Here is a 23,100-nt window from a genome sequence, read left to right as displayed (position 1 = left end):
ATCCTATGAACACCCGTCCCCTCTGGACCGGCGCGCTGCTCGCGCTGGCCGCACAAGCCTCGCTGGCCGCTGTCGGCGCCGACGAAGCGAAGAAGCTCGGCACCACCCTCACGCAGACTGGCGCCGAGCGCGCGGGCAGCGCCGACAAGTCGATCCCCGACTACACCGGCGGTCTGACCACGCCGCCGGCCGGCTACGAGAAGGGCTCCGGCATCCGCCCCGACCCCTATGCCGCCGACAAGCCGTTGTTCTCGATCACTGCCCAGAACCTGGCGCCGTACGAAGCCAAGCTGACCGAAGGCACGCGGGAGTTGCTGAAGAAGTACCCGACGATGCGCGTCGATGTCTATCCCTCGCATCGCTCGATGGCATTTCCCAAGTACGTGATCGACAACACGATCAAGAACGCCACCGTCGTGAAGACCACCGACGATGGCCTCGGCCTCGAAGGCACCTACGCGGGCATTCCGTTCCCGATCCCCAAGACCGGCAACGAGGTGATGTGGAACCACCTGCTGCGCTACACGGGCCAGAGCTACTACACGCAGTACGACTCCATCAACGTCGACGCGTCTGGCAAGGCGGTGCTCGCTACCACGGGGCAGATCCACATGGACTACCCGTACTACGACCCCAAGCGCAGCGCCGCTTCGGGCGAGAACGACATCTACTTCCGCACCAAGATCGCCTACACCGCCCCGGCGCGCCGCGCAGGCGAAGCACTGCTCGCGCAGGACTACATCAACCCGATGAAGAACGGCCGCCGCGCCTGGCAGTACCTGCCCGGTCAGCGCCGCGTGAAGCTCGCACCCGACATCGCCTACGACACGCCCAACCCCGGCGCGGCGGGCGCATCGACCTACGACGACGCCTGGGTCTTCAACGGCGCGATGGACCGCTACGACTTCAAGCTCGTGGGCAAGAAGGAGATGCTGATCCCCTACAACACCTTCAAGCTGGTCTATGCCAAGGACCCGTATGCGACCACCACGCCGAACCACCTGAACCCGGACTTCGTGCGCTGGGAGGCGCATCGCGTGTGGGTGGTCGAAGCGACGCTGAAGGCCGACAAGCGCCATATCTACGCCAAGCGCACTTTCTACATCGACGAGGACAGCTGGATCGCGGTCGCCTCGGACGAGTACGACGCACGCGGACAGCTCTACCGCGCGGGCTTCGTCTACACAAATCCCTCGTACGAAGTGCCGGCGCCTGCGAGCATGGGTCAGTCGTTCCACGACTTCACGACCAACGGCTACAACATCACCGGCCTGATGGGCGCCTACCCGGTCGGCCTGAAGTACACCGATCCGCTGTCGGCCACTGCCTGGAGCCCCGACGCGCTGGCCGGCGCCGGCGTGCGCTGAGCGTGGGGAAAATGCCTTGCAGCGCAGACAGCTTCTCCTGGCGGGGTTCGGCGCGATGGCGGCCGGCGGCCCCGCGTCGGCGGACGACCTGCTCGATCGGCCGGCACGCCCCAGCGCACTGGCCGACAAGCGCTTGATCACCGGCATCGCGCGCGCCGGCCAACGGCTGGTCGCGGTCGGGCAGCGCGGCCATGTCGTCGTGTCCGACGATGGCGGCCGGCGCTGGATCCAGGCCGGGGTGCCGGTCAGCGTCGACCTCACGGCGGTGTACTTCGCCGACGAGCGCAATGGCTACGCGACCGGCCACGACGGCGTGGTGCTCGGGAGCCGCAATGGTGGCGACAGCTGGACGCGCCTGCTCGATGGCCGCCAGGCGAATGCGCTGGTGCTGGCGCAGATGGAGCGCCGTGCCGCCGCGCCGGGCGCGACCGAGCAGGACGGCAAGCTGCTCGACGAAGCGCGACGCAACAGCGAATCGGGGCCCGACAAGCCCTTCCTCGACGTCTTCTTCGTCGATGCCGACCACGGTTTCGTGGTCGGCGCCTACGGCCTCGTCCTGCGAACCATGGACGGCGGGCGCAACTGGGAGTCGTGGTTCGACCGCGTCGACAACCCGGGGCTGCTCAACCTCTACGCCGTGCGCGCCGCGGGCGGCGCGCACTACATCGCGGGCGAGGCCGGATTGCTGCTCAAGCTGGAGCGCGGCGGCGAGCGCTTCCGCGCGCTGCCTGCGCCCGGCAAGGGCAGCTTTTTCGGCCTGCTGGCGACGTTGGCCGGCGTGCTCGGCGTCGGCATGCGCGGCAGCGCCTTCCTGAGCACCGATGACGGCGCAAGCTGGGCGGCAATTGCCACCGGCCTGTCGGCCAGCGTCGTCGGCGGCGCAGTGGCCGCCGATGGCACCGTGGTGCTGATCGACCAAGGGGGCGGCATCGTCCTGAGTCGCGATGGCGGGCGCAGCTTCGCGGCTTCCGGCCTGCGATCGCAGATGCCGCTGGCCACGGTCGCCTTCAGCGGAAACGCCGCATTGGCGCTCGGCGGGCCGCGCGGCCTGCGCACCCTCGAACTGACTGCCAAGGACAAGCCATGAGTGTTTCTTCGGGCCTCGACCGCATGCCGATCGTGCGCGACCTGGCCGAGTTTCCGCACGATTCGGGCAGCTGGCTCGAGCGCGCGGTCTTCAACCACCGCCTGTGGGTCATGCTGGCCTGCCTCGCGGCGACACTGGCGCTCGGCTTCCTGGCCACCCGCGTGTCGCTGAACGCGAGCTTCGACAAGATGATTCCCGTGGGTCATCCCTACATCCAGAATTACCTGAACCACCGCAGCGAACTGCGCGGCATGGGCAACACGCTGCGGGTGGTCGTCGAGAACCCGAACGGCGACATCTATGACCCGCGCTATCTCGACGCGCTCAAGCACATCAACGACGACCTGTTCCTGACGGAGGGCATCGACCGCGCCTGGGTCAGGTCGCTGTGGATGCCGGCGGTGCGCTGGACCGAGGTGACCGAAGAGGGGTTCCAGGGCGGACCCGTGATGCCCGACAGCTTCGATGGCGACAAGGCCAGCGTCGACCGGCTGCGGCTCAATGTCGCGCGTGCCGGGCTGGCGGGCAGCCTGGTCGCCAATGACTTCAAGTCCAGCGCCATCGTGGCGCCGCTGCTCGATGGCGGCAAGGGCGGCCGGCTCGACTATTGGAAGCTGTCGAACGAGATCGAGAGCCGCATCCGCGACAAGTACGAGCGCGGTCTGGCGCCCGACGGCAAGCCCTGGGGTGTCAAGGTGCACGTGATCGGCTTCGCCAAGATCATCGGCGACCTGCTCGACGGGCTGGTGCAGGTGATGATGTACTTCGGCGTCGCCACGCTGATCGCCGGGCTGCTGCTGTACGGCTATACGCGCTGCCTGCGCAGCACCGCGCTGGTGCTGGCCTGCTCGCTGGTGGCGGTGGTCTGGCAGGTCGGGCTGGTGCGGCTCGTCGGGCTCGAGCTCGACCCGTACTCGATGCTGGTTCCCTTCCTGGTGTTCGCGATCGGCGTCAGCCACGGCGCCCAGAAGATGAACGGCATCATGCAGGACATCGGCCGCGGCACGCAACGGCTGGTGGCCGCGCGCTACACCTTCCGCCGCCTGTTCCTGGCCGGCGTGACCGCGTTATTGGCCGATGCGGTGGGCTTCGGCGTGCTGATGCTGATCCCGATCCCCGTGATCCGCGAGCTGGCCCTGACCGCCAGCATCGGCGTGGCGGTGCTGATCTTCACCAACCTGCTGCTGCTGCCGGTGCTGCTGTCGTACGTCGGCGTCAGCGCGCGGGCTGCCGCGCGCAGCATGCGTATCGAGCAGCAGCAGGCGGACGGCGAGGGCGGGCGGGTCTGGGCGCTGCTGGCCAATTTCGCCGACCGGCGCAGCTGGGCACTCGCCGCGGTGCTCGGCTCGGCGGTACTGGCGGTCGGTGGCTTCGCGCTGAGCCTGAAGCTGCAGGTCGGCGACCTCGACCCCGGCGCGCCGGAGCTGCGGCCGGACTCGCGCTACAACCGCGACAACGCCTTCATCAGCCGCAACTACGCGCTCTCCAGCGACCTGTTCGCGGTGATCGTCAAGACGCCCAAGGAGGGTTGCCTGAAGTACGCCACGCTGGAGCATGTCGACCGCCTGGCCTGGGAGCTGCAGCAACTGCCGCAGGTGCGCACCACGGTGGCCCTGACCGACGTGGTGCGGCAGATCACGGCCGGCTCCTTCGAGGGCAACCCGAAGTGGCAGACGATCTCGCGCAACCAGGACGTGCTGAACTATGGCGGCCAGCAGGCCTCGGTCAACAACCCCGAGATGTTCAACGTCGAATGCTCGGTGATGCCGCTGGTGGCCTATCTCTCGGACCACAAGGCCGAGACGCTGCGCCAGGTGCTGGCGGTGGTCGAGCGCTTCATCGACGAGCACCCGACCGACCCGGCCGTCGTGCAGGTGCTGCCGGCCGCCGGCTCGGCCGGCATCGAGGCGGCGACCAACATCGTGGTGCACGAGGCCAACCGCACGATGCTGCTGTACGTGTATGCGGCGGTGATCGCGCTGTGCTTCCTGACCTTCCGCTCGTGGCGCGCGGTGCTGGTGGCGGTGATCCCGCTGGTCATCACCTCGATCCTGTGCGAGGCCTTGATGGTGTTGCTGGGCATCGGCGTCAAGGTGGCGACACTGCCGGTGATCGCGCTCGGCGTGGGCATCGGGGTCGACTACGCGCTGTACCTGCTGAGCGTGCAGCTGGCCGGGCAGCGCCGCGGCCTGACGCTGGCCCAGGCCTACGCCGAGGCGCTGATGTTCACCGGACGCGTGGTCGCGCTGGTGGGCGTGACCCTGGCGGCAGGCGTCGTCACCTGGGTGTTCTCGCCGATCAAGTTCCAGGCCGACATGGGCATTCTGCTGACCTTCATGTTCCTCTGGAACATGGTCGGTGCCCTGGTTCTCATCCCCGCGCTGTCGTACTTCCTGCTCGGCGACCGGCACTTCAAGCGCTTGCCGGCTTCGCGCCCTCTCGGAAGGCCGTGGGCGAAACGCCCTGCCAGCGCTTGAAGGCGCGCGTGAAGTTGCTGGTGTCGCTGAAGCCCAGCAGGAAGGTGATCTCGGTGATTGACAGCGCCGACTGCCGCACATAGCCGGTGGACAGCTCCTTGCGGGTGGCGTCCAGCAGGTCGTGGAAGCTGGTCTCGCGTTCGGCCAGCTTGAACTGCAGCGTGGTCGGGCTCATTGCCAGCGCGCTGGCCACCTTGTCGCGCGTGCAGCTGCCGTTCGGCAGGAACTCGATGATCTTCTGCCGCGCCCGGGTCACGACATCGCCTTTCTCGAGGCGCGCGAGGTAGGTGTTCGACAGGTTGTCGTTGAGCTGCGCCAGTTCGGCGCAGGCGCCGATCAGGGGGTTGTGGACGTCCGCCTTCGGCAGCGCCACCATCGGCCCGGGCTGTCCGAAGCTGACCGGCGCCCGGAACAGCGCCTCATAGGGCGCGGCGCCTTCGCCCGGCTGTGGATGCGACAAGGCGACACGCAACGGATTGAAGTCGGGCCTGTAGAGCTGCCGCATCGCCAGCACGATGAAGGTGAAGAACGCATCCTCGGTCTCGGCGCAGACGTCCACCAGCAGCCTGACGTGCAGGCTGAGCGCATGGTCCGACTCGACCACCTTGATCTCGCAGGTTTGAGATGCCAGTCTGAAATAGCGTTCGAGCCGCTGGCAGAACTCCATGAGGTCGGCGCTGGCCGCGAGCGCATAGCCCAGCGCATGCAGGTTCGAGATGTGGATGAAGCGACCCACGGTCAGGCCGAAGTAGGGGTTGCCGGTGACGTCGACGCAGGCGCGAAAGAGCCGCGTCAACGTACTGACCGGCAGCCGGCTCAGCGGGTCGTTGGTCATGGTGAGCGGCACGCCGACGGCCTTCAGGACACGCGTGCTGTCGACGCCGCTGGCTTGCAGCGCCTTGGAGATCGCGAGCACGTAGCCGCCGATCGTGGTCGGCTCTTGCGCCGGACTGCCCGGGAGGCGCAGGGGGAGATTCATCGTCAGATGGTCGCCGCAAGCAGGCATTTTGACAATCAGGTTTGCCCGCCTCGGCAGACCTTCGAATTGACGGCAAAGACCGGTGCCGCTTGCGCGCCATTCCTAGACTGGGTTCTCCCTCGCAGCACAAGAACCGGAGATAACCGATGACCCAGGATTCCCGCGACGGCGAACTTCCCTTCGCCAGCACGCCCACCGCCAGCGTGGCCGGCCGCACGCTCGCCCAGTCGACCCACCAGTGGCGCAGCCGGTCGTCGCCACTGCGCAGCAGTGCGCCGAACGTCGTCGTCATCATGCTCGACGACGTTGGCTTCGCCCATGCCGACACGGTCGGCGGGGCGATCCACACGCCCACCTTGAGCCGCATTGCCGACACCGGCCTGCGCTACAACGCCTTCCACACCACCGCGATCTGCTCCGCCACCCGCGCGTCGCTGCTGACCGGGCGCAATCACCACCGCGTCGAGTCCGGCACGATCACAGAGTTTGCGAGCGACTTCGACGGCTACACCGGCGAGATCCCGAAAAGCGCCGCCACGATTCCCGAGGTGCTCAGGCACTACGGCTACAACACGGCCGCATTCGGCAAGTGGCACAACACGCCGGCGCTGCAGACCTCGGCCGCCGGACCCTTCGACCGCTGGCCGACCGGCTGCGGCTTCGACCATTTCTACGGGTTCATCGCCGCCGAGACCTCGCAGTACCAGCCGAGCTTGTACCGCAACACCACGCCGATCGAGGCGCCGAACGACCCGGCCTACCACCTGAGTGAAGACCTGGCAGCGCAGGCGAAGCGCTGGCTGCGCGAGCAGCATGCGCTGGCGCCCGACAAGCCCTTCTTCATGTACTGGGCGCCGGGTGCGGTGCACGGCCCGCACCAGGTGTTCAGCGAGTGGTCGGACAAGTACAAGGGTCGCTTCGACGCCGGCTGGGATGCCTATCGCGAGCAGGCCTTCGAGCGCCAGGTCGCGATGGGCTGGATTCCGGCCGACAGCAAACTGACGCCGCGGCCCGACACGCTGGCGGCCTGGGACAGCCTGCCGGCCGAAGAGCGCAAATACCAGGCGCGGCTCATGGAGGTCTACGCGGGCTTCCTCGAGCACGCCGATGTGCAGGCCGGCAAAGTCGTCGACGAACTCGAGCGGCTGGGCCTGCGCGACAACACGTTGATCTTCTATGTCCTGTCGGACAACGGCGCCTCGGCCGAAGGCGCGGGCGGCACCATCAACGAGATCCTGTCGATCAGCGGCGTGCCGATTCCGTTCGCGCAGCAGATGAAGATCCTCGACGAGCAGTACGGCGGCCTGCCGGCGCTCGGCGGGCCGAAGATCGCGAATATGTACCACGCGGGCTGGGCCTGGGCCGGAGAGAGCCCGTTCCAGGGCACCAAGCTGGTGGCGGGCTACTTCGGCGGTACCCGGGTGCCAATGGCGGTGTCGTGGCCGAAGGGCATCCAGGCCGACGCCGCGGTGCGCGGGCAGTTCCACCATGTCAACGACATCGCACCGACGATCTACGAGCTCGTCGGCATCACGCCGCCGGCCTCGGTCAATGGCGTCGCGCAGGACCCTATCGACGGCCTGAGCCTGGCCTACAGCTTCGCCGATGGCTCTGCGTCGACGCGCAAGGCGCAACAATACTTCGAGATCTTCGGCAGCCGCGGTATCTACGCCGATGGCTGGATGGCGTCGGTGTTCGGCCCGCGGCTGCCCTGGCTCTCGGCCACCGCGGCCGCGTATGCGAACTGGAATCCCGACGAGGACGTCTGGGCGCTCTACAAGCTCGACGGCGACTATTCGCAATCGACCGACCTGGCGCGCCAGCATCCGGACAAGCTGGCCGAGCTGCAGGCCCGGTTCGACGAGGAGGCGCGCGCCAACAATGTCTATCCGATCGGCGCCGGGCTCGGGCCGCTGCTGAACCCGTCGGCGCGCATCGGCACGAGTCAGACCGAGTGGCACTTCAATGCCGACGTGACGCGCCTGCCCGAGTTCTGCGCGCCCAACCTGCGCGCGCGCAGCAACAAGGTGACGGTCGAGTTGACGGTACCGGAGACGGGCGAGGGCGTGCTCTATGCGCTCGGCGGCATGGCGGGCGGCCTGGTGCTCTACATGGATGCCGGCCACCTGCATTTCGAATACAACTGCCTGAGCGTCATGCGGACAAAGCTGCGCAGCACCGCGCGCATCGAGCCCGGCGCACGCCGCATTGAACTGCAGACGCTCATGAGCGGCCCCGCCCCCGGCGCACCGGCCACTTTCTTGATGCGGGTGGACGGCATCGAGATGGCACGCGGCACGGCCCCCTTCACCGCGCCGCTTTGCTTCACGGCCAGCGAAACCCTCGACGTCGGCATCAATCTCGGCTCGCCGGTCTCGCTCGATTACTGCGATCGCGCGCCGTTCGGCTTCAACGGCCGGATCGACGACGTGCACATCGTCTACATCCCATGACGAATCCCGCATCCATCCCTTCCTCGCCGGCGCAGATTGATCCTCGGCCGGCCGACTACATCGTGATCGGCGGCGGCTCGGCCGGTTGCGTACTGGCGGCCCGACTGAGCGAAGACCCCGAGGTGCAGGTCTGCCTGCTGGAAGCCGGCGCCGCCGACGACAGCGCGCTGATCCAGTGCCCCGCGGGGCTGCCGATCGTGATGCCGTACCCGATATTCAACTGGGCCTTCAACACCCAGCCCAACAAGGGCATGAACGGCCGCATCGGCTACCAGCCACGCGGCAAGGCGCTGGGCGGTTCGAGCTCGATCAACGGAATGATGTACATCCGTGGCGACCGCACCGACTACGACCGCTGGGCTGCGGCCGGCAACGCCGGCTGGAGCTACGCCGACGTGCTGCCGTACTTCAAGAAGGCCGAGAACAACGAGTTCTGGGGCGAGTCCGACTACCACGGCGCAGGCGGCCCGTTGAACGTTGCGGACTTGTTGGAGCCGAGCGTCTATGCGCGCGCCTTCATCGAAGCCGCGGTGCAGGCCGGGCATCGGTCGAACCCGGATTTCAATGGCGATCACCTGGAGGGTGTCGGACTGACGCAGGTGACGCAGAAGAACGGCGAACGCTGCAGCACCGCGAAGGGCTACCTGACACCGAACCTGTCCAGACCCAACCTGCGAGTGATCACGCGGGCGCGAACCACGCGCATCGTGATGGAAGGCCAGCGGGCCGTGGGCGTCGAATACCGCGATGCCCATGGCATCGCCAGGCGGGTGTCCGCGCGCCGCGAGGTGTTGCTCTCGGCGGGGGCGCTGCAGTCGCCGCAGGTGCTGATGCTGTCCGGCATCGGGCCGGCCGCAACCCTGCAGCGGCACGGCATTCCGGTCGTGCACGACGCACCTGGCGTGGGGCAGAACCTGCAGGACCACATCGACCTGGTCCACACCTACGAAGCCGGTGCGTCGCGCGGGCTGTTCGGGCTTTCGTTTGCAGGCGCGTGGACGGTTCTCCAGGGCCTCATCCATTGGGGCCGGCACCGCAGGGGCGCGCTGACGTCCAACTTCGCCGAAGGGAACGGCTTCATGAAGACGCGGCCGGAAGAGGCCGTGCCCGACCTGCAGGTCGTGTTCGTCGTCGCGAAGATCATGGATCACGGCCGCAAGATCCTTTTCGGCAACGGCTACTCGGTGCACGCCGGCATGCTGCGGCCCAAGTCTCGCGGCAGCGTGTCGATTGCAAGCGCCGATCCGATGGCGCCGCCATTGATCGACACCAACTTCCTGTCCGAACAATGCGATGTCGATTGCCTCGTGCGCGGGTTCAAACGGGTGCGCGAAATCATGCGGCAGCCGGCGCTGGCGCGCTTCGGCGGGCTGGAATCGAAGAGCTCGGCCTGGGCGCGGACCGACGCGGAGATCGAGAAGCTGATCCGCGCCCATGCCGATTGCGCCTATCACCCGGTCGGTACCTGCCGCATGGGCAACGGGCCGAATGACGTCGTCGATGCGCAACTGCGCGTCAGGGGCATCGCAGGACTGCGCGTGGTCGACGCATCGGTCATGCCGGACATCGTGTCGGGCAACACCAATGCGCCGACCATCATGATCGCCGAGAAGGCGGCCGACATGATCAAGGCCGCGGCCGAGCTCGCCTCGCGCACTGGCGCTTCCCAGATCCCCGCGGAGGCGCAAGCCGCCTCGCCAATGGCGGCGCTCGCCGCCGCGTGACTATTGCTACTTCCGGCGACCGACCCGGCAGGGCGGCGCTTTCTCTCTTGATGGTCAACAACTTCCTGAAGCTCATTCTCCTCACGATCTATGCGCTGGCCCTGGCCGGCCTCGCCGGGTGGCTGCGCGACGCGCTGGCGGACGACGCGCAGGTGGTTGCCCTGGTGATCCTGGCGTTTCACGCACTCGAGCTGCCTTTCGTCTGGATGCAGGTGCGCCGCTACCCGGGACCGCTCGCGACCAGCGTCGTGCTGACCTTGCTGTTCGGCTTGCTGCACTGGATGCCGCTGACGAGGAAGTAGGCCCATCAATGCGCCGATCGACGGCTTCGTTCGAAGAATTTGGAGACAAGATGATCACAACCAATCACAGCCGCATGGACGCGCAGGCAGACGACAGCGTCGAAAGCCTGAACCACACGCTGACGCTGCAGCGCAAGGCCTTTCTCGCCGCGCCGTATCCCGAGTTCGCCGAGCGCAAGCGCGATCTCCTGGCGCTTCGCCTGGCGCTCCAGCACTGGCAGGATGCCCTCGCGCGCGCGATGAGCGACGACTTCGGCCGCCGCTCGGAATCCGAATGCAAGATGCTCGACGTGCTCGGGCCCGCGGTCCAGATCGACCATGCGCTCGCGCATCTGCGGCGCTGGATGAAGACCGAGCGGCGCGGCGTCGACTGGATGTTCCTCGGCAACCGCGCCAAGGTCGTCTACCAGCCCAAGGGGGTGGTCGGCGTGATCGCCGCATGGAACTTCCCGGTGGTCGAATCCGTCGGTCCGTTGGTCGCCGCGCTCGCGGCCGGCAACCGCGTGATGATCAAGATGTCGGAGTTCTCGCCGCGCTGCACCCTGGTGCTGCGCCGCATGCTGGGCGAGATCTTCCCCGAGGAGCGGGTGGCGGTGTTCGGCGGTGGCGTCGAGGTCGGGCAGGCCTTTGCCGCCCTGCCGCTGGACCACATCGTGTTCACCGGTTCGCCCGCCATCGGCCGGGAGATCATGCGCGCCGCCTCGGCCAACCTGACGCCGGTGACGCTGGAACTGGGCGGCAAGTCGCCGGCGATCGTCGGTCGCTCTGCCTCGATGACCACCGTCGCGCGGTCGATCGCGCACGGCAAGGCCTTCAACAGCGGTCAGGCCTGCGTCGCGCCCGACTATGCCTTGGTGCCGCCCGAGCGCATCGACGAGTTCGTCGCCGCCACCGAGCGCGCGTTCCGGTGCATGGTGCCGAATCCGGTGGCGGACGCCAACTACACCAGCATGGCGTCGGACCGCCATGCGGATCGCGCGCGCGAACTGCTCGCCGATGCGGTGGCCAAGGGCGCCCAGGTGACCTCGTGCGGCCCCGGAGACGGCGCACGCATCATTGCCTTGCAGATCGTGACCGGCGTGACGCCGCAGATGCGCATCATGCAGGAGGAGCTGTTCAACCCGATCCTGCCGGTCCTGGCCTGCGAATCGCTCGACGATGCGGTGGCCTTCGTCAGCGCGCGGCCGCGCCCGCTGGCGCTCTACTACTTCGGCACCGACGCGGGCGAGGAGCGGCGACTGACGCGCGAGGTGCATGCAGGCGGCATGACGATCAACGACTGGGCGTGGCATGTATTCCAGTGCGACCTGCCTTTCGGCGGCAGCGGTACCTCAGGCATCGGCAGTTGGCGCGGCCCCGAAGGGTTCCGCTCGCTGTCGCATGCCAAGGCGGTCTTCGCGGTGCATCGCTTCTTTCCGATTCATCTGTTCCGGCCGCCCTACGGCTCGCGCATCCAGCGGCTGATCATGAAGATCTTCCTCGGTCACGGCGCAAGCGGCCATGCCGAGCCGTCCGCGACACCCCCGGCCCGGCCGCAAGGAACCACGCCATGAGCACGGCGGACAAGCGACGGGTCGCGCCGGACGGGCGTTCGATGCCTGCGGCGGGAGGCTACGCCTGGGCCGTGTTCGCACTGACCTTCGGCCTGATGCTGTCGGACTACCTGTCGCGCCAGGTGATCGGTGCCGTGTTCCCGTTCCTGAAGTCGGATTGGGGCGTGTCCGACGCGCAGCTGGGCGCCCTGGTCAGCATCGTCTCGGTGGTGGTCGGCGTGCTCACGCTGCCTTTGTCGCTGATCGCCGATCGCTGGGGCCGGGTCAAGAGCATCACGCTGATGGCGTTCGTCTGGTGCCTGGCGACCATCGCCTGCGGCCTGGCCGCCAACTACACCCAACTGCTGGTGGCGCGCGCCATGGTCGGCGTGGGCGAGGCGGCCTACGCCGCCGCCGGGGCCGCATTGCTGGCCCACGTCTTTCCGGTTGGCAAGCGGGCAGCGATTCAGGGGGCCTTCCAGTCGGCGGGCCTGTTCGGCTCGGTGCTGGGCGTGGTCATCGGCGGCGCTGTCGCGAGCCAGTACGGCTGGCGCACCGCCTTCTTCGTCGTCGGGGCGCCGGGGCTGTTGCTGGCCCTGCTGTATCCGTTCGTGGTGCGCGACTACGTGGCGCCGAAGTTGGCCGGCAGTCCGGAAGGAAGCACACGGCTGCCGCTGGCGCAGCTGGTGCGGCAGGTGTTCGTCGCCCGGTCCGGCAACCTCACCTTCGTCGCCTTTGGGTTGCAAATGGCGATCCCGTCGATCCTGATCGCCTGGATGCCGACCTTCCTGAATCGCTGCTATGACTTCGAACCTCGCAAGGCGGCGCTGATGGCCGCGGTGGCGGTCTTGGCCGCGGGCATCGGCGTGCTGTTTGGCGGCGGGCTCTCGGACCGGCTGAGCCGAGGGCGGCCGGGGCTTCGGGCCGTCGTGCCGGCCGCCTACGCGGGGATCTGCGGTGTGCTGCTGGCGGTCGGCTTCGGGCTGCCGCCTGGCGGCCTGGCGCTGGGCCTGATCTTCGCGGGCGCGGCCTTCGCCGTGGCGCACGGCGGCTGCGCGGTGGCGATCGTGATGGACGTCACCCATCCCGCAGTGCGCGCCACCGTCACCGCCACCGCGGTGCTCGGCGCGAGCCTGCTGGGTCTGGCGCCCGGACCCTTCCTCGTCGGAGTCGTGTCCGACTGGAGCGACCTGAAGACTGCACTCACCGTGGCGCCGCTGATGTCGCTGGTTGCGGCCGTGCTGTTCCTGCTCGCGTCGCGCTCCTATGAGCGTGATGCGGCCCGCTTCGGCCAGCTGACCGGTGCCGACACGGCAGCCGTGCCGTCGCGCGCGCGGCTCAAGCCGGCGACGCACTAGCAGCTCCGGTCCGCGCGCGATTCGCCGGACCGGCGAATCCACTGCAATGACCTGTGGCCGGGAGGCGTCACTTCTAACATCCCTCCATGCCCTTCCGAACCCCATCGGAGGCCCACAAGGAGAGACAAGAATGACCGAAGACATCCTGAACTACGAGGCGATCGGCCCCGTCGCGCGCCTGACGCTCAACCGGCCCCGGGCAATGAATGCCCTGAACCTGGCCACCCTCGAGCAACTCGAACGCCGGCTGGCCGACATTGCCGCCAACGACGAGATCCGCGTCCTGGTGCTGGCCGGAAACGGCCCGGCCTTTTGCGCCGGAGCCGACCTGAAGGAAGTTCTGGCCGGCGCCAGCCTGGCGCCGGGTGAAGCCGACTTCCTCGACCGCGCCAATGTCATCTTCAGCCAGCTGCGCAACTTGCCCAAGCCCGTCATCGCAGCGCTCAACGGCGTGACGATGGCCGGTGGCCTCGAACTGGCGATGTGCGCCGACATCGTGGTCGCCGCCGAGAGCGCCACCATTGCGGACGCGCATGCCAACTTCGGCGTCTATCCGGGTGCTGGCGGCGCCGCCATCCTGCCGCGGTTGATCCCGCTCAACATGGCGATGTACCTGCTGATGACCGGCAAGTCGCTCTCGGCCGCCGAGATGAAGGCCTGCGGCCTGGTGTGCGAAGTCCATGCCGACGACCGCCTCGTGGATGCCACGCTCGAACTGGCCCGCCACATCGCGAAGAAGAGCCCGATCGCCCTGCGCCGCATGAAGCAGGTCGCGCGCGCTTCGGCCGACAAGAGCGCCGCCGATGCGCTGCTGCACGAGCAGGTGATGCTGCGTCAGCACATGCGAACCGCCGACTTCCACGAAGGCCTGACGGCTTTCGCCGAGAAGCGCGCACCGAACTTCCCGGGCCGCTGAAGCGCCCGATCAAACCAGGACAACAAGCAATGAACGACATCTACGTGGTTGGCGTCGGCATGACACCTTTCGGCCGCCTGCTGGACCGGACGGTCTACGACATGGTGGAAGAGGCGGTGCGGCTGGCCGTGACGGACGCCGGCTGCGGCGTCGGCGACATCGGCTCAGCCTTCTATTCCAGCCTGACCAATGGCCAGTTTCAGGGCCAGACGGCGATCCCGGGGCCGATCGCGATGCGCCGCCTCGGCATCGAGGGCATCCCGGTGTTCAGCGTCGAGAACGCCTGCGCCTCGGGCTCGTCGGCTTTCAACCTGGCGACGATGGCACTTCGCGCGGGCAGCTGCGACATCGCGCTGGCGGTCGGGGCCGAGAAGATGAACATCCCCGACAAGGCGAAGATGTTCAGCGCCTTCGACGGCGGCTGGGATGTCGCCACGGTGGCAGAGAACAGGGCAGCACTGATGGCCATGGGGCAGGGCGTGGTGCCGCCTCTCGGCACGATGTCCGAGAAGCCCTACAGCGTGTTCATGGACGTCTACGCGGCATTCTGCCGCCAGCACATGCAGACCTACGGCACGACGCAGCGACAGATCGCCGCCGTCGCGGCCAAGAACCACCAGCACTCGGTGCACAACCCGCTGTCGCAGTACCGCGAGCCCTGCACCATCGAGCAGGTGCTGGCCGCGCCGCCGATCGCCTACCCGCTGACCCTGCCGATGTGCTCGCCGATCAGCGACGGCGCCGCCGCCGTCGTGCTGTGCAATGCCGCAGGGCTCAAGCGCATGAAGGGCGAGGCGGGCCGCGCGGTGCGCGTGCTGGCCAGCGTGGTGCAGACCGGCAGCACGCGCGGCATCGACGAGCCGAACAAGATCGTCGCCCACCTGGGCGCGAAGAAGGCCTATGAGCAGGCCGGCGTTTCTCCATCCGATGTCGATGTGGCCGAGGTGCACGACGCCACCGCGATGGGGGAGATCCTCAACGCCGAGTCGCTGATGCTGGTGCCATTCGGCGAAGGCGGCCCGGCGGCCGAGCGCGGCGACTTCACGGTCGGCGGCCGTATCCCGGTCAACCCGTCGGGTGGTCTCGAATCGAAGGGCCATCCGATCGGCGCCACCGGCCTCGGCCAGTTGCACGAACTCGTGACGCAACTGCGCGGCGAAGCCGGCAAGCGCCAGGTCGCGGGCGCACGCATCGCGATCCAGGAGAACGGCGGCGGCCTCTACGGCATCGAGGAAGCCGTGGTCGCGATCACGATCCTCGCGAAGCAGTGATTCAGCCTCAAGACACGGAGCAATCAATGGGACACGTCATCAGAACCGAAGAGCAGCAGGCAGCCGTCGACGGCTTGAAGCGCTTTCTCGCCGCCGAGATCGAGCCGATCTTCAGCAAGCAGTACCGGGACAAGTTCGTGCCGAAGGCACAGATGGGCGCGATCATGCGCGAGCTCGCGCGCTTCGGCCTGATCTCGGGCACGGTCGACGAGGCGCATGGCGGCATGGGGCTGGACTGGCTCACGATGATCATGCTGTTCGAGGAAGTCGCCACCACCTCGGCCGACCTGTCGGTGCCGGTGCTGATCAACTCCTTCGGCGCCTACATGCTGCAGCAGCTGGCACCGCAGCACCTGCGCGAGCGCTACCTGCCGGGCCTGGTGAGCGGCGAGCTGTTCTGCAGCATCGGTATCTCGGAGCCCGACGTCGGCTCCAACGTGCTCGAGATCAAGACCCGCGCGCGCCGCGACGGCGACCACTTCATCCTCAATGGCGAGAAGACCTGGATCAGCAACGGCTCGTACTCCGACTTCCTGATCTGCACCTGCCGCACCGGCGACGACCCGCGCCGCGGACTCACACATTTCCTGCTCGACCGCAAGGAGCACCCGTACGAGGTGCGCGACATCCACAAGATCGCCTGGAACAGCCAGTCGACAGCGCAGATCTTCCTGAACGACGTGCGGGTGCCGGCCACGAACATGATCGGCAACGAGGGCGAGGCGCTGAAGAACACGCTGTCGATGTTCGAGCGTTCGCGCGTCTTCGTGGCGGCCCAGGGCCTGGGCATCGGCCGCCGAGCGCTAGAGGAATCCGTGCGCTACGCGACCGAGCGCAAGCAGCACGGCAAGGTCATCGCGGGCCACCAGCTGATTGCGGCGATGCTGGCGGAGATGGCGACCCAGGTCGATGCCTCACGCCTGCTGGTCTACCGCGCCGCCGAGATGATCGAAGCCGGCGTGCCGGCCGAGATGGAGGCCGCGATGGCCAAGTACTTCGCCTGCGAGGCCGCGGTGACGGTGGCACGCCAGGCGGTGCAGATCCATGGCGGCAACGGCGTGACGCGCGAATTCCTGGTCGAAAAGCTGGCGCGCGAGGCGATCGTGGCGCCGATCCCTGAGGGAACGACCCAGATCCAGCAACTTCTCATCGCGCGCGCCCTCACCGGCGTCAACGCGTTCTGAACTTTCCACGGGACACATCATGCGAATCAAGGACAAGATCGTCGTCATCACGGGCGGCGCTTCGGGCCTGGGCCTGGCGACTGCCGCCTACATGGTCAAGGAGAAGGGCGCGCGCGTCGCGATCCTCGACCTCAACCTCGAAGCCGGGCAGCAGGCCGTGACCGAACTCGGCCCAGACAACGCGCTGTTCGTGCAGACCGACGTCAGCAGCGAGGAGTCGGTGCAGTCCGCCATCGACGCGATCATGGACCGCTTCGGCGCAATCCACGTCTGCGTCAATGGCGCTGCGATTCCGACCGGCTTCAAGCTGCTCGGCAAGGAAGGCAAGGCGGCACCGCTGGCGCGCTTCGCGCAGACCACCGCGGTCAACATCAACGGCGTCTTCAACGTGATGTCGAAATGCGCCGAGCAGATGGCGAAGAACGAGGCCGAGGTCGGCGAGGAGCGCGGCGTGGTGATCAACGTCTCGTCCGGCGCCGCCTACGAGGGCCAGGTGGGCCAGAGCGCCTATGCGGCGTCGAAGGCCGCGATCATCGGCATGAACATGCCGGCGGCGCGCGAACTCGGCGCCATCGGCGTGCGGGTCAACGCCATCGCGCCCGGACTCTTCCTGACCACGATGGTTGCGGGCCTGGACGCCAAGGTGCTCGACTCACTCAAGGAGCAGATGGAGGCGCCGCGCCGGCTCGGGGACATGCGCGAGTTTGCCCACTGCTGCGCCTTCATCGTCGAGAACGCCTACGTCAACGCCGAGACGATCCGCCTCGACGGCGCGGCCCGCCTGCGCGCGCGCTGACATCCGCTCCCTTCCCATTCCCAAGAACGAGAGACAATCATGAGAATCGCTGACTACTTCGACGGCGCCGCGGCGCAGTACCCGAAAAGCTTGGCTTTCGTCGATGGCGAGACCCGCATCGATTTCGCGCAGGCGCAGCGGACCGCGCATGCGATCGCCAATGCCCTGACACGCGAGAAGGCAGCCGGTTCGGGCCCGCACGTGGCGATCTACGCCCCGAACGACTACCGCGTGACGCTGCTGCACCTGGGCATCAACCTGGCGGACATGGCCTGGCTGTCGGTGCACATCAAGAACACCATCGAGACCAATGCCGAGGTGCTCGACTACTTCGATGCCAACATCGTGTTCTTCCACAGTCACTTCGAGAGCAGCGTGCCCGCGTTGAAGGCGAAGCTCTCGAAGGCGAAGCTCTACATCTGCATCGATGGCGCGTCCGAGCATGGCAGCTCCATGCAGGAGTGGATGGCCGACTGCTGGACGCCGTTCCGCAACGAGCAGGAGAACCCGCAAACCGTCTCCTTCCTGCAGCCCACCGGCGGCACCACCGGGCCGTCGAAGGGCGCGGTCCATACGCATCGCACGCTCGAGATGATGGGTCTGGCGGTCTCGACCGAGTTCACCGCCACGCCCGAGTCGCGGCATCTGGTGATCGCGCCGTTGACCCATGCGGCAGGCCTGATCGTGCTCGGCTTCACGGCGCGCGGTTGTGCCACGATCATCCTGCCGGGCTTCGATTCGGATGCCGTGTTCGACGCCATCGAAAAGGAGAAGGTCTCGCACCTCTTCCTGCCGCCGACCGCCGTCTATGCGCTGCTGGCGCATCCGCGCGCCAAGACCACGGACTTTTCTTCGCTCAAGTGCTTTATCGTCGGCGCGGCACCGATCGCACCGGAGAAGTTCAAGGAAGCGGTGCGAGTGTTCGGCCCTGTCATGTACGAGGGCTTCGGCCAGACCGAGACCCTGATCCCGATCCTGGTCAAGCGGCCTTCCGACTACCTCAACACCGATGGCAGCTTCGATGAAGCGGCGGTGCGAGCGGCTGGGAAGGCGGTCGGCGTGGTGCGCGTCGGCATCATGGACCCCGAAGGCAATCTCTTGCCAGCGGGCGAGCGGGGCGAAATCGTGGTGCGCTCCTCGATGTCGATGCAGGGCTACTACAAGAAGCCCGAAGAGACCGCTGCGGTGTCGACTTTCGGCTGGCACCACACCAGCGACGTCGGCGTGGTGGACGAACGCGGCTTCGTCACCATCGTCGACCGCATGAAGGACATGATCGTCTCGGGCGGGTTCAACATCTACCCGGTGGAGATCGAGAAGACGATCCAGGGGCATCCCGCGGTGCTCGATTGCATCGTGGTCGGTGTGCCCGACGAGAAATGGGGCGAGGCGGTGAAGGCCGTGGTTCAGCTGAAGCCTGGCCAGACGCTGCACGAGGCCGAGTTGATCGCCATCTGCAAGGAGCAACTGGGCAGCACCAAGGCGCCGAAGTCGGTGGAGTTCTGGGATTCGCTGCCGCGCAGCGCGGTGGGCAAGCTGCTCAAGAAAGACGTGCGGGCCAAATTCTGGGGTGATCAGTGGCGGGCGGTCTGAGCTTGGAGGTCGATGGCGCCATGCGCGGCCGGCGATCGGTGCGGGCGTTTCTGCCCACACCGGTCCTGCAGGCGACGGTGGCCGAGATCCTGGCGCTGGCCGCCTGCGCGCCGAGCGGTACCAACATCCAGCCCTGGCACGTGATCGCGCTGGCGGGTAAAGAACGGGAGCGTGTCTGCGAGCGGGCGCAGCACGCCTTTCATCACGAGCAGGGCCTGCATGCGAGTGAATACGATATCTATCCCGCCGAATTCGTCGAACCCTACCTGGGCCGCCGACGTCGCAACGGCTTCGCGCTGTATGCGTCCCTCGGCATCGAGCGCGGCGACAAGGCCGCGATGCGGCAACAGCATGCACGCAACTTCGCCTTCTTCGATGCACCGGTCGGATTGATTTTCACCATCGACCGGCGCCTCACGCAGAGCAGCTGGGTCGACTACGGAATGTTCCTGCAGAACATCATGCTCGCGGCCCGGGCCCGCAGCCTCGACACCTGCCCGCAAATGGCGTGGGCGATGGTGCCGCGGCTGCTGACGGAGTTGCTCGACATTCCGCAGCATCAGATGGTGGTGTGCGGCATGGCGCTCGGTCATGCCGACATTGAGGCGCCGGAGAACCGGTGGGTGCCCGAGCGCGATTCGGTCGACGCTTTTGCGAGGTATCGGGGCTTTGCGGCCTGACGGGGCGGATGGTTCAGACTGTGAGATGTCGTTGCGCGACGGCCGTGCAGATGTCTCCAGCTATCTCAAGATCGGTCATCGGCGTCGCGCTTCAGGCTCCGAGTTCGATCGCCCAGCAACGATTCAGCGGGTTCGCATACAAGAAGCGATCAGGTAGTGTTGGCGCCGGCGCGGTTTTGGCCCAGATGCCGATACTGACCTGACCCCTTCCGTCATCTCGCAGTCCTAGGTGCCAGCAATGATTTCAATACTTGCCAATCGGTCAGCAAAATTCAGGCAGATGGGTCAATTCTCGGCCGGCCGCAACACATACATGCACCGAAAGGATGATTGCCCCGACATGCGCTCATGCAATCAGCTCAGAAGTCCGAGCGAGCGCCCTGCATGCTGTGCCCCTAGTGCTCGATCTTGGCCTTCCTAAAGTCGAGCACTCCAGACCACGGGCGCTCCTCCAGAACCTGATTTCTGGACATCCAGGAACCGTGGGAGCGGACGACCGCTGAGAAGCGCGGCAGAGGCGCGCGGCCTCACATGAAGAAGCCCGCGCTGGGCGGAACCGATGGGGGGCTTGCGAGCGTGCGCCACCCGCCTGCGCATCCGGGGGAACGAGCTACTTGCGTTGCAGACCGGCTAGCACGGCACTCAGTTGCTCGTCGTTCAGGGCTGGGTGTATTTCCAATTCCATCAAATCGGTCCACTCCAGAGCCCAACGCGCCATCGCGGAGGCATCGTCCGCCTCACTGATGGCGAATCCCGTACCGTTCGCCACGTCGTGCCAGCGCCCGAGCATTTTGACGCCCTGTGGGGCTTGCCCACCCGTCTTCGCGAAGCGCTCGATGACGGCGTTGCGATTGCCGGAAGGAATGCGCCAATGGCCAATGAAAAGCATGATGTTCTTCCTTCTTATGGCACTGTGGGAGCGCGATGCGGGCGAGTGCCGCGCGAGCAACGCCAGGCATTGGGTCATGCCCTTGGTCAGTGATAGTCGATCGCGCCCACATCTACAACCCGGCCAAGTCGGCGACCGACCGGTTGGCTCCCGAGGGGATCAACAAGGGAGTCCGCGCCACCTGAGGCGTGGGATGACCTGCGGCTGGCACCGGTCGAGGTGTTTGACACCGGGCCGATCTAGATAGGCCCGAACAGCTCGAGGGCAACCTCAATCGGGTCGCGCTCGCCCTCTTTCTCGTAGAGTTCGATCGCTACCTCGGTGACGCTTGCATCATCGGCCAGGCCCTCAGCCAAGCGGATCCATTCCTGGTGGAACAGATGAACCCATGCCTCGCGGCGATTCAGCGTTCGGCCGTGGCGGACAACTGGCGGATCGGGTTCCCACATGCCGGCAGCATAGCGGCGGCGAGCCCGGCCGGGGGCACCGACGCAGTACATCAATTTTAGCCAGCGGATCAGGACGCCAGAAAAACAAAACCCCCGAGCGTTGAGGCTTGGGGGGTCTTGTCGGACGGTCCTGGAGGGGGTGGCACCGATTTCCACCTCTCGTACTTTCACAGTCTTGCGACTGCCATTAACACGGCACAACCAGGTCATCACTTCCAGCCCCATTTAGCTGGCGCGTCCATCATATTCGGAGTGGCGGGCCCCGGTCACTCCAGTGCCTGTTTTTGCGGCATCGCGTCGSAGGGCTASTCTGGAGTCGATCCCCGAGGTTTCACATSCTGTTTTCCACAGGGCTGTCCACGGGGCTCGTGGAAAACCCTGATCAGTCCCCGCGCTGGGCCTTGCGCCAGTCCCAAGGCGSCAYCGGSTCSGCATCGCGCYAGAGCCCGGCGCGCTTCGCTTTGGCTTCSRTYTCGGCGAACTCGWAYTGCCCGCGCTCCTGGGCGGTCTGCTCGCGAGAGTAGGCCCGGTACCACCAGGCCATCCCTACCGTGACCATGGCGAGGCCGGCATCGAGCGTCTTGGGTCCGCCCGGCGCTGAGGCGGGCGTCACCATCACCCTGCAGACGCTGCGACCGTAGCGATCGGTCTTGATGCAGTCGAGGTCGACGTCCTTCATGTAGACCAAGTCAGACATCGCCTGCTTGGAGCGCTCGCCGAACGGCCGCTTCTTTTCGGGGGCGTCGATGCCGTTCAGCCGGACCTTGACTTCTTCGTAGGTGCCGGGCTGGCCGCAGCGGGCCTTGAGCGTGTCGCCGTCGGAAACGCCGACCACGAGGCAGGTGCGCGGAGCGGCGGAAACGGCAAGGGGGAGGGCGAGGAGAAAGGTCGAAAGAAGTCGGTGCATCAGCACGATTCTCGATACTGGATGGGCATCCAGCCAGCACTGCTCCTCGACCTGGGCTCGAACCAGCGACCTACGGATTAACAGTCGGACGCTTAAGCAGCACATTGGCCGCAACGCAGCTTTTTCCCGCTAATCTTGTCTTCTTTCGTTCCGGCATATCTTGTCATTCCCGCCAAGTTATTCCGAAGTCCACACGAAACTGTGGATTTGATCAAAAGATGGCGCGAATTCAGGCAAAACTTGTCGCGGGTTTGCATGTCTATCGCGCGAAGTCAGCGAAAATTCCGGAATCGGCTGGTCGCCAGTTTTCGCCTTTCCGGCATTTCTTGTCACTTTTTGCATGAAGCAGCAGGCGGAGACCACCCGCTTGTCGTCGAAAGATCTTTGACCGCAGCGGCCGGCTGTGACCTTCGCTGAAGTAGCTGAACGGTCAGCTTTTGCCTCGGTCTTCGCAACGATGAAACGGGCCGACGCCGTGTGTCCAATCATCAAGTCTGAACCGGGGCTGCCTCCGGTCGGCACACGCTGGCTGGCCTCGGCTCTTGAGTTTTGCACAGCATCCAGAGGCGAGGACCTTGTCGTTCATCGCACGAAGCTCCGCGCCAAATAGGTCAACTCGGTCGTCGTTGCGCCTTTCGACGGGCCGGGTGATATCGGCAAGGGCTGGATCACCATCAACGACGGATTGCACTCGTGCTTTGTGTTCTAGGTAAATAAGTGCGCGAACAACTTATTAAAAGTGCAAACAACTCAATAAATTCGCACACAGTCGCCCAAGGCAAGGAAGCCCTGTCCTCCGCAAATTGGAGGGCGAATAAGGGGCGACGTGAGGTCCGTAGAGCCATGCTCTGGAGTCTTTAGACGACCCATTCACCTCTCCCACGAGCAGGGAACGAACAGCCGCTTCAGAGAAATCTGTACAGCCGGAGTGGGCCCGAAGCGGAAGTAGCGTCCTTGCGAAAGCAGACGTTCAGTGACTTGGAGCCTCGCGCCCGTTGCAGATGTGACGTCCAACGGGGGCCGACGTTCGAGAGTCCCCTGAGGAATTGCCCTTGCGAATGTCGTCGTTGCCGTCGGGCGGGGAGTGCAGTCTAGCTATCCTTGCAATCGAACTGCGCCACCAATCTGCGGCGGTG

General features: G+C 66.3%; 18 protein-coding genes. 14 read left to right on the top strand and 4 right to left on the bottom strand.

All coding sequences use genetic code 11. The features are described 5' to 3' along the window. Window positions 1–5: 5 nt before the first annotated feature. The 3 genes from AB4Z46_RS08175 to AB4Z46_RS08165 are packed head-to-tail and all read left to right on the top strand — an operon-like array spanning window position 6 to window position 4,931. Window positions 6–1,367, top strand: a complete 1,362-nt coding sequence (locus tag AB4Z46_RS08175) for a DUF1329 domain-containing protein (protein ID WP_442282982.1) — start codon at window positions 6–8, stop codon at window positions 1,365–1,367. Window positions 1,368–1,383: 16 nt separating this feature from the next. Continuing rightward, window positions 1,384–2,454: a WD40/YVTN/BNR-like repeat-containing protein gene (locus AB4Z46_RS08170; RefSeq protein ID WP_442282981.1), complete on the top strand. Its 1,071-nt coding sequence runs from the start codon at window positions 1,384–1,386 to the stop codon at window positions 2,452–2,454. Further along, window positions 2,451–4,931 carry an efflux RND transporter permease subunit gene (locus tag AB4Z46_RS08165; protein WP_442282980.1) on the top strand — a complete coding sequence of 827 codons (2,481 nt, stop codon included), beginning with the start codon at window positions 2,451–2,453 and terminating at the stop codon, window positions 4,929–4,931. Before AB4Z46_RS08170 ends, AB4Z46_RS08165 begins: the two co-directional genes overlap by 4 nt. Here the strand turns inward: AB4Z46_RS08165 and AB4Z46_RS08160 are convergent. Beyond that, window positions 4,867–5,910 carry an AraC family transcriptional regulator gene (locus AB4Z46_RS08160; RefSeq protein ID WP_442282979.1) on the bottom strand — a complete coding sequence of 348 codons (1,044 nt, stop codon included), beginning with the start codon at window positions 5,908–5,910 and terminating at the stop codon, window positions 4,867–4,869. The genes AB4Z46_RS08165 and AB4Z46_RS08160 overlap by 65 nt on opposite strands. 146 nt (window positions 5,911–6,056) lie before the next feature. Between AB4Z46_RS08160 and AB4Z46_RS08155 the strand changes: the two genes are divergently transcribed. From AB4Z46_RS08155 to AB4Z46_RS08105, 11 genes are all read left to right on the top strand, one after another. Then, complete coding sequence (locus AB4Z46_RS08155) at window positions 6,057–8,363, top strand: arylsulfatase (protein WP_442282978.1); 2,307 nt, start codon at window positions 6,057–6,059, stop codon at window positions 8,361–8,363. Beyond that, window positions 8,360–10,087, top strand: a complete 1,728-nt coding sequence (locus tag AB4Z46_RS08150; protein ID WP_442282977.1) for a GMC family oxidoreductase — start codon at window positions 8,360–8,362, stop codon at window positions 10,085–10,087. The genes AB4Z46_RS08155 and AB4Z46_RS08150 overlap by 4 nt, the downstream gene beginning before the upstream one ends. A 47-nt stretch (window positions 10,088–10,134) precedes the next feature. Next, window positions 10,135–10,389, top strand: coding sequence for a hypothetical protein (locus AB4Z46_RS08145; protein ID WP_442282976.1), 255 nt, complete (start codon window positions 10,135–10,137; stop codon window positions 10,387–10,389). Between the two features lie 50 nt (window positions 10,390–10,439). Further along, window positions 10,440–11,942 carry an aldehyde dehydrogenase family protein gene (locus tag AB4Z46_RS08140; RefSeq protein WP_442282975.1) on the top strand — a complete coding sequence of 501 codons (1,503 nt, stop codon included), beginning with the start codon at window positions 10,440–10,442 and terminating at the stop codon, window positions 11,940–11,942. Next, entirely contained in the window at window positions 11,939–13,279 is a 1,341-nt protein-coding gene (locus AB4Z46_RS08135; protein ID WP_442282974.1) for an MFS transporter, read from the top strand. Before AB4Z46_RS08140 ends, AB4Z46_RS08135 begins: the two co-directional genes overlap by 4 nt. A 130-nt stretch (window positions 13,280–13,409) precedes the next feature. Next, window positions 13,410–14,195 carry an enoyl-CoA hydratase/isomerase family protein gene (locus AB4Z46_RS08130; protein ID WP_442282973.1) on the top strand — a complete coding sequence of 262 codons (786 nt, stop codon included), beginning with the start codon at window positions 13,410–13,412 and terminating at the stop codon, window positions 14,193–14,195. A 29-nt stretch (window positions 14,196–14,224) separates the two neighbouring features. Further along, complete coding sequence (locus AB4Z46_RS08125) at window positions 14,225–15,466, top strand: thiolase family protein (RefSeq protein WP_442282972.1); 1,242 nt, start codon at window positions 14,225–14,227, stop codon at window positions 15,464–15,466. Window positions 15,467–15,492: 26 nt separating this feature from the next. Then, window positions 15,493–16,650 (top strand): acyl-CoA dehydrogenase family protein, encoded by a 1,158-nt coding sequence (locus AB4Z46_RS08120; protein ID WP_442282971.1) that lies wholly within the window; start codon window positions 15,493–15,495, stop codon window positions 16,648–16,650. A gap of 19 nt (window positions 16,651–16,669) precedes the next feature. Then, on the top strand, window positions 16,670–17,446 hold the full coding sequence (locus AB4Z46_RS08115; RefSeq protein ID WP_442282970.1) for an SDR family NAD(P)-dependent oxidoreductase: 777 nt from the start codon (window positions 16,670–16,672) through the stop codon (window positions 17,444–17,446). A gap of 39 nt (window positions 17,447–17,485) precedes the next feature. Next, window positions 17,486–19,039, top strand: a complete 1,554-nt coding sequence (locus AB4Z46_RS08110) for a class I adenylate-forming enzyme family protein (protein ID WP_442282969.1) — start codon at window positions 17,486–17,488, stop codon at window positions 19,037–19,039. A gap of 20 nt (window positions 19,040–19,059) precedes the next feature. Next, on the top strand, window positions 19,060–19,719 hold the full coding sequence (locus tag AB4Z46_RS08105) for a nitroreductase (protein ID WP_442283067.1): 660 nt from the start codon (window positions 19,060–19,062) through the stop codon (window positions 19,717–19,719). Between the two features lie 610 nt (window positions 19,720–20,329). On the opposite strand, the gene AB4Z46_RS08100 is transcribed toward AB4Z46_RS08105, so the two are convergent. The 3 genes from AB4Z46_RS08100 to AB4Z46_RS08090 form a co-directional block, all read right to left on the bottom strand. Continuing rightward, the gene (locus tag AB4Z46_RS08100; RefSeq protein WP_442282968.1) at window positions 20,330–20,608 is read right to left on the bottom strand and encodes a DUF3303 domain-containing protein; all 279 of its coding nucleotides are present in this window, start codon (window positions 20,606–20,608) and stop codon (window positions 20,330–20,332) included. A gap of 239 nt (window positions 20,609–20,847) precedes the next feature. Beyond that, entirely contained in the window at window positions 20,848–21,282 is a 435-nt protein-coding gene (locus tag AB4Z46_RS08095) for a hypothetical protein (RefSeq protein WP_442282967.1), read from the bottom strand. Window positions 21,283–21,439: 157 nt separating this feature from the next. Continuing rightward, the gene (locus AB4Z46_RS08090; protein ID WP_442282966.1) at window positions 21,440–21,964 is read right to left on the bottom strand and encodes a thermonuclease family protein; all 525 of its coding nucleotides are present in this window, start codon (window positions 21,962–21,964) and stop codon (window positions 21,440–21,442) included. Between the last annotated feature and the right edge of the window lie 1,136 nt (window positions 21,965–23,100).

It is taken from the genome of Variovorax sp. M-6, from assembly GCF_052114385.1.
GTDB lineage: Bacteria > Pseudomonadota > Gammaproteobacteria > Burkholderiales > Burkholderiaceae_C > Variovorax.
This window is presented reverse-complemented; position numbering and strand designations above follow the sequence as displayed.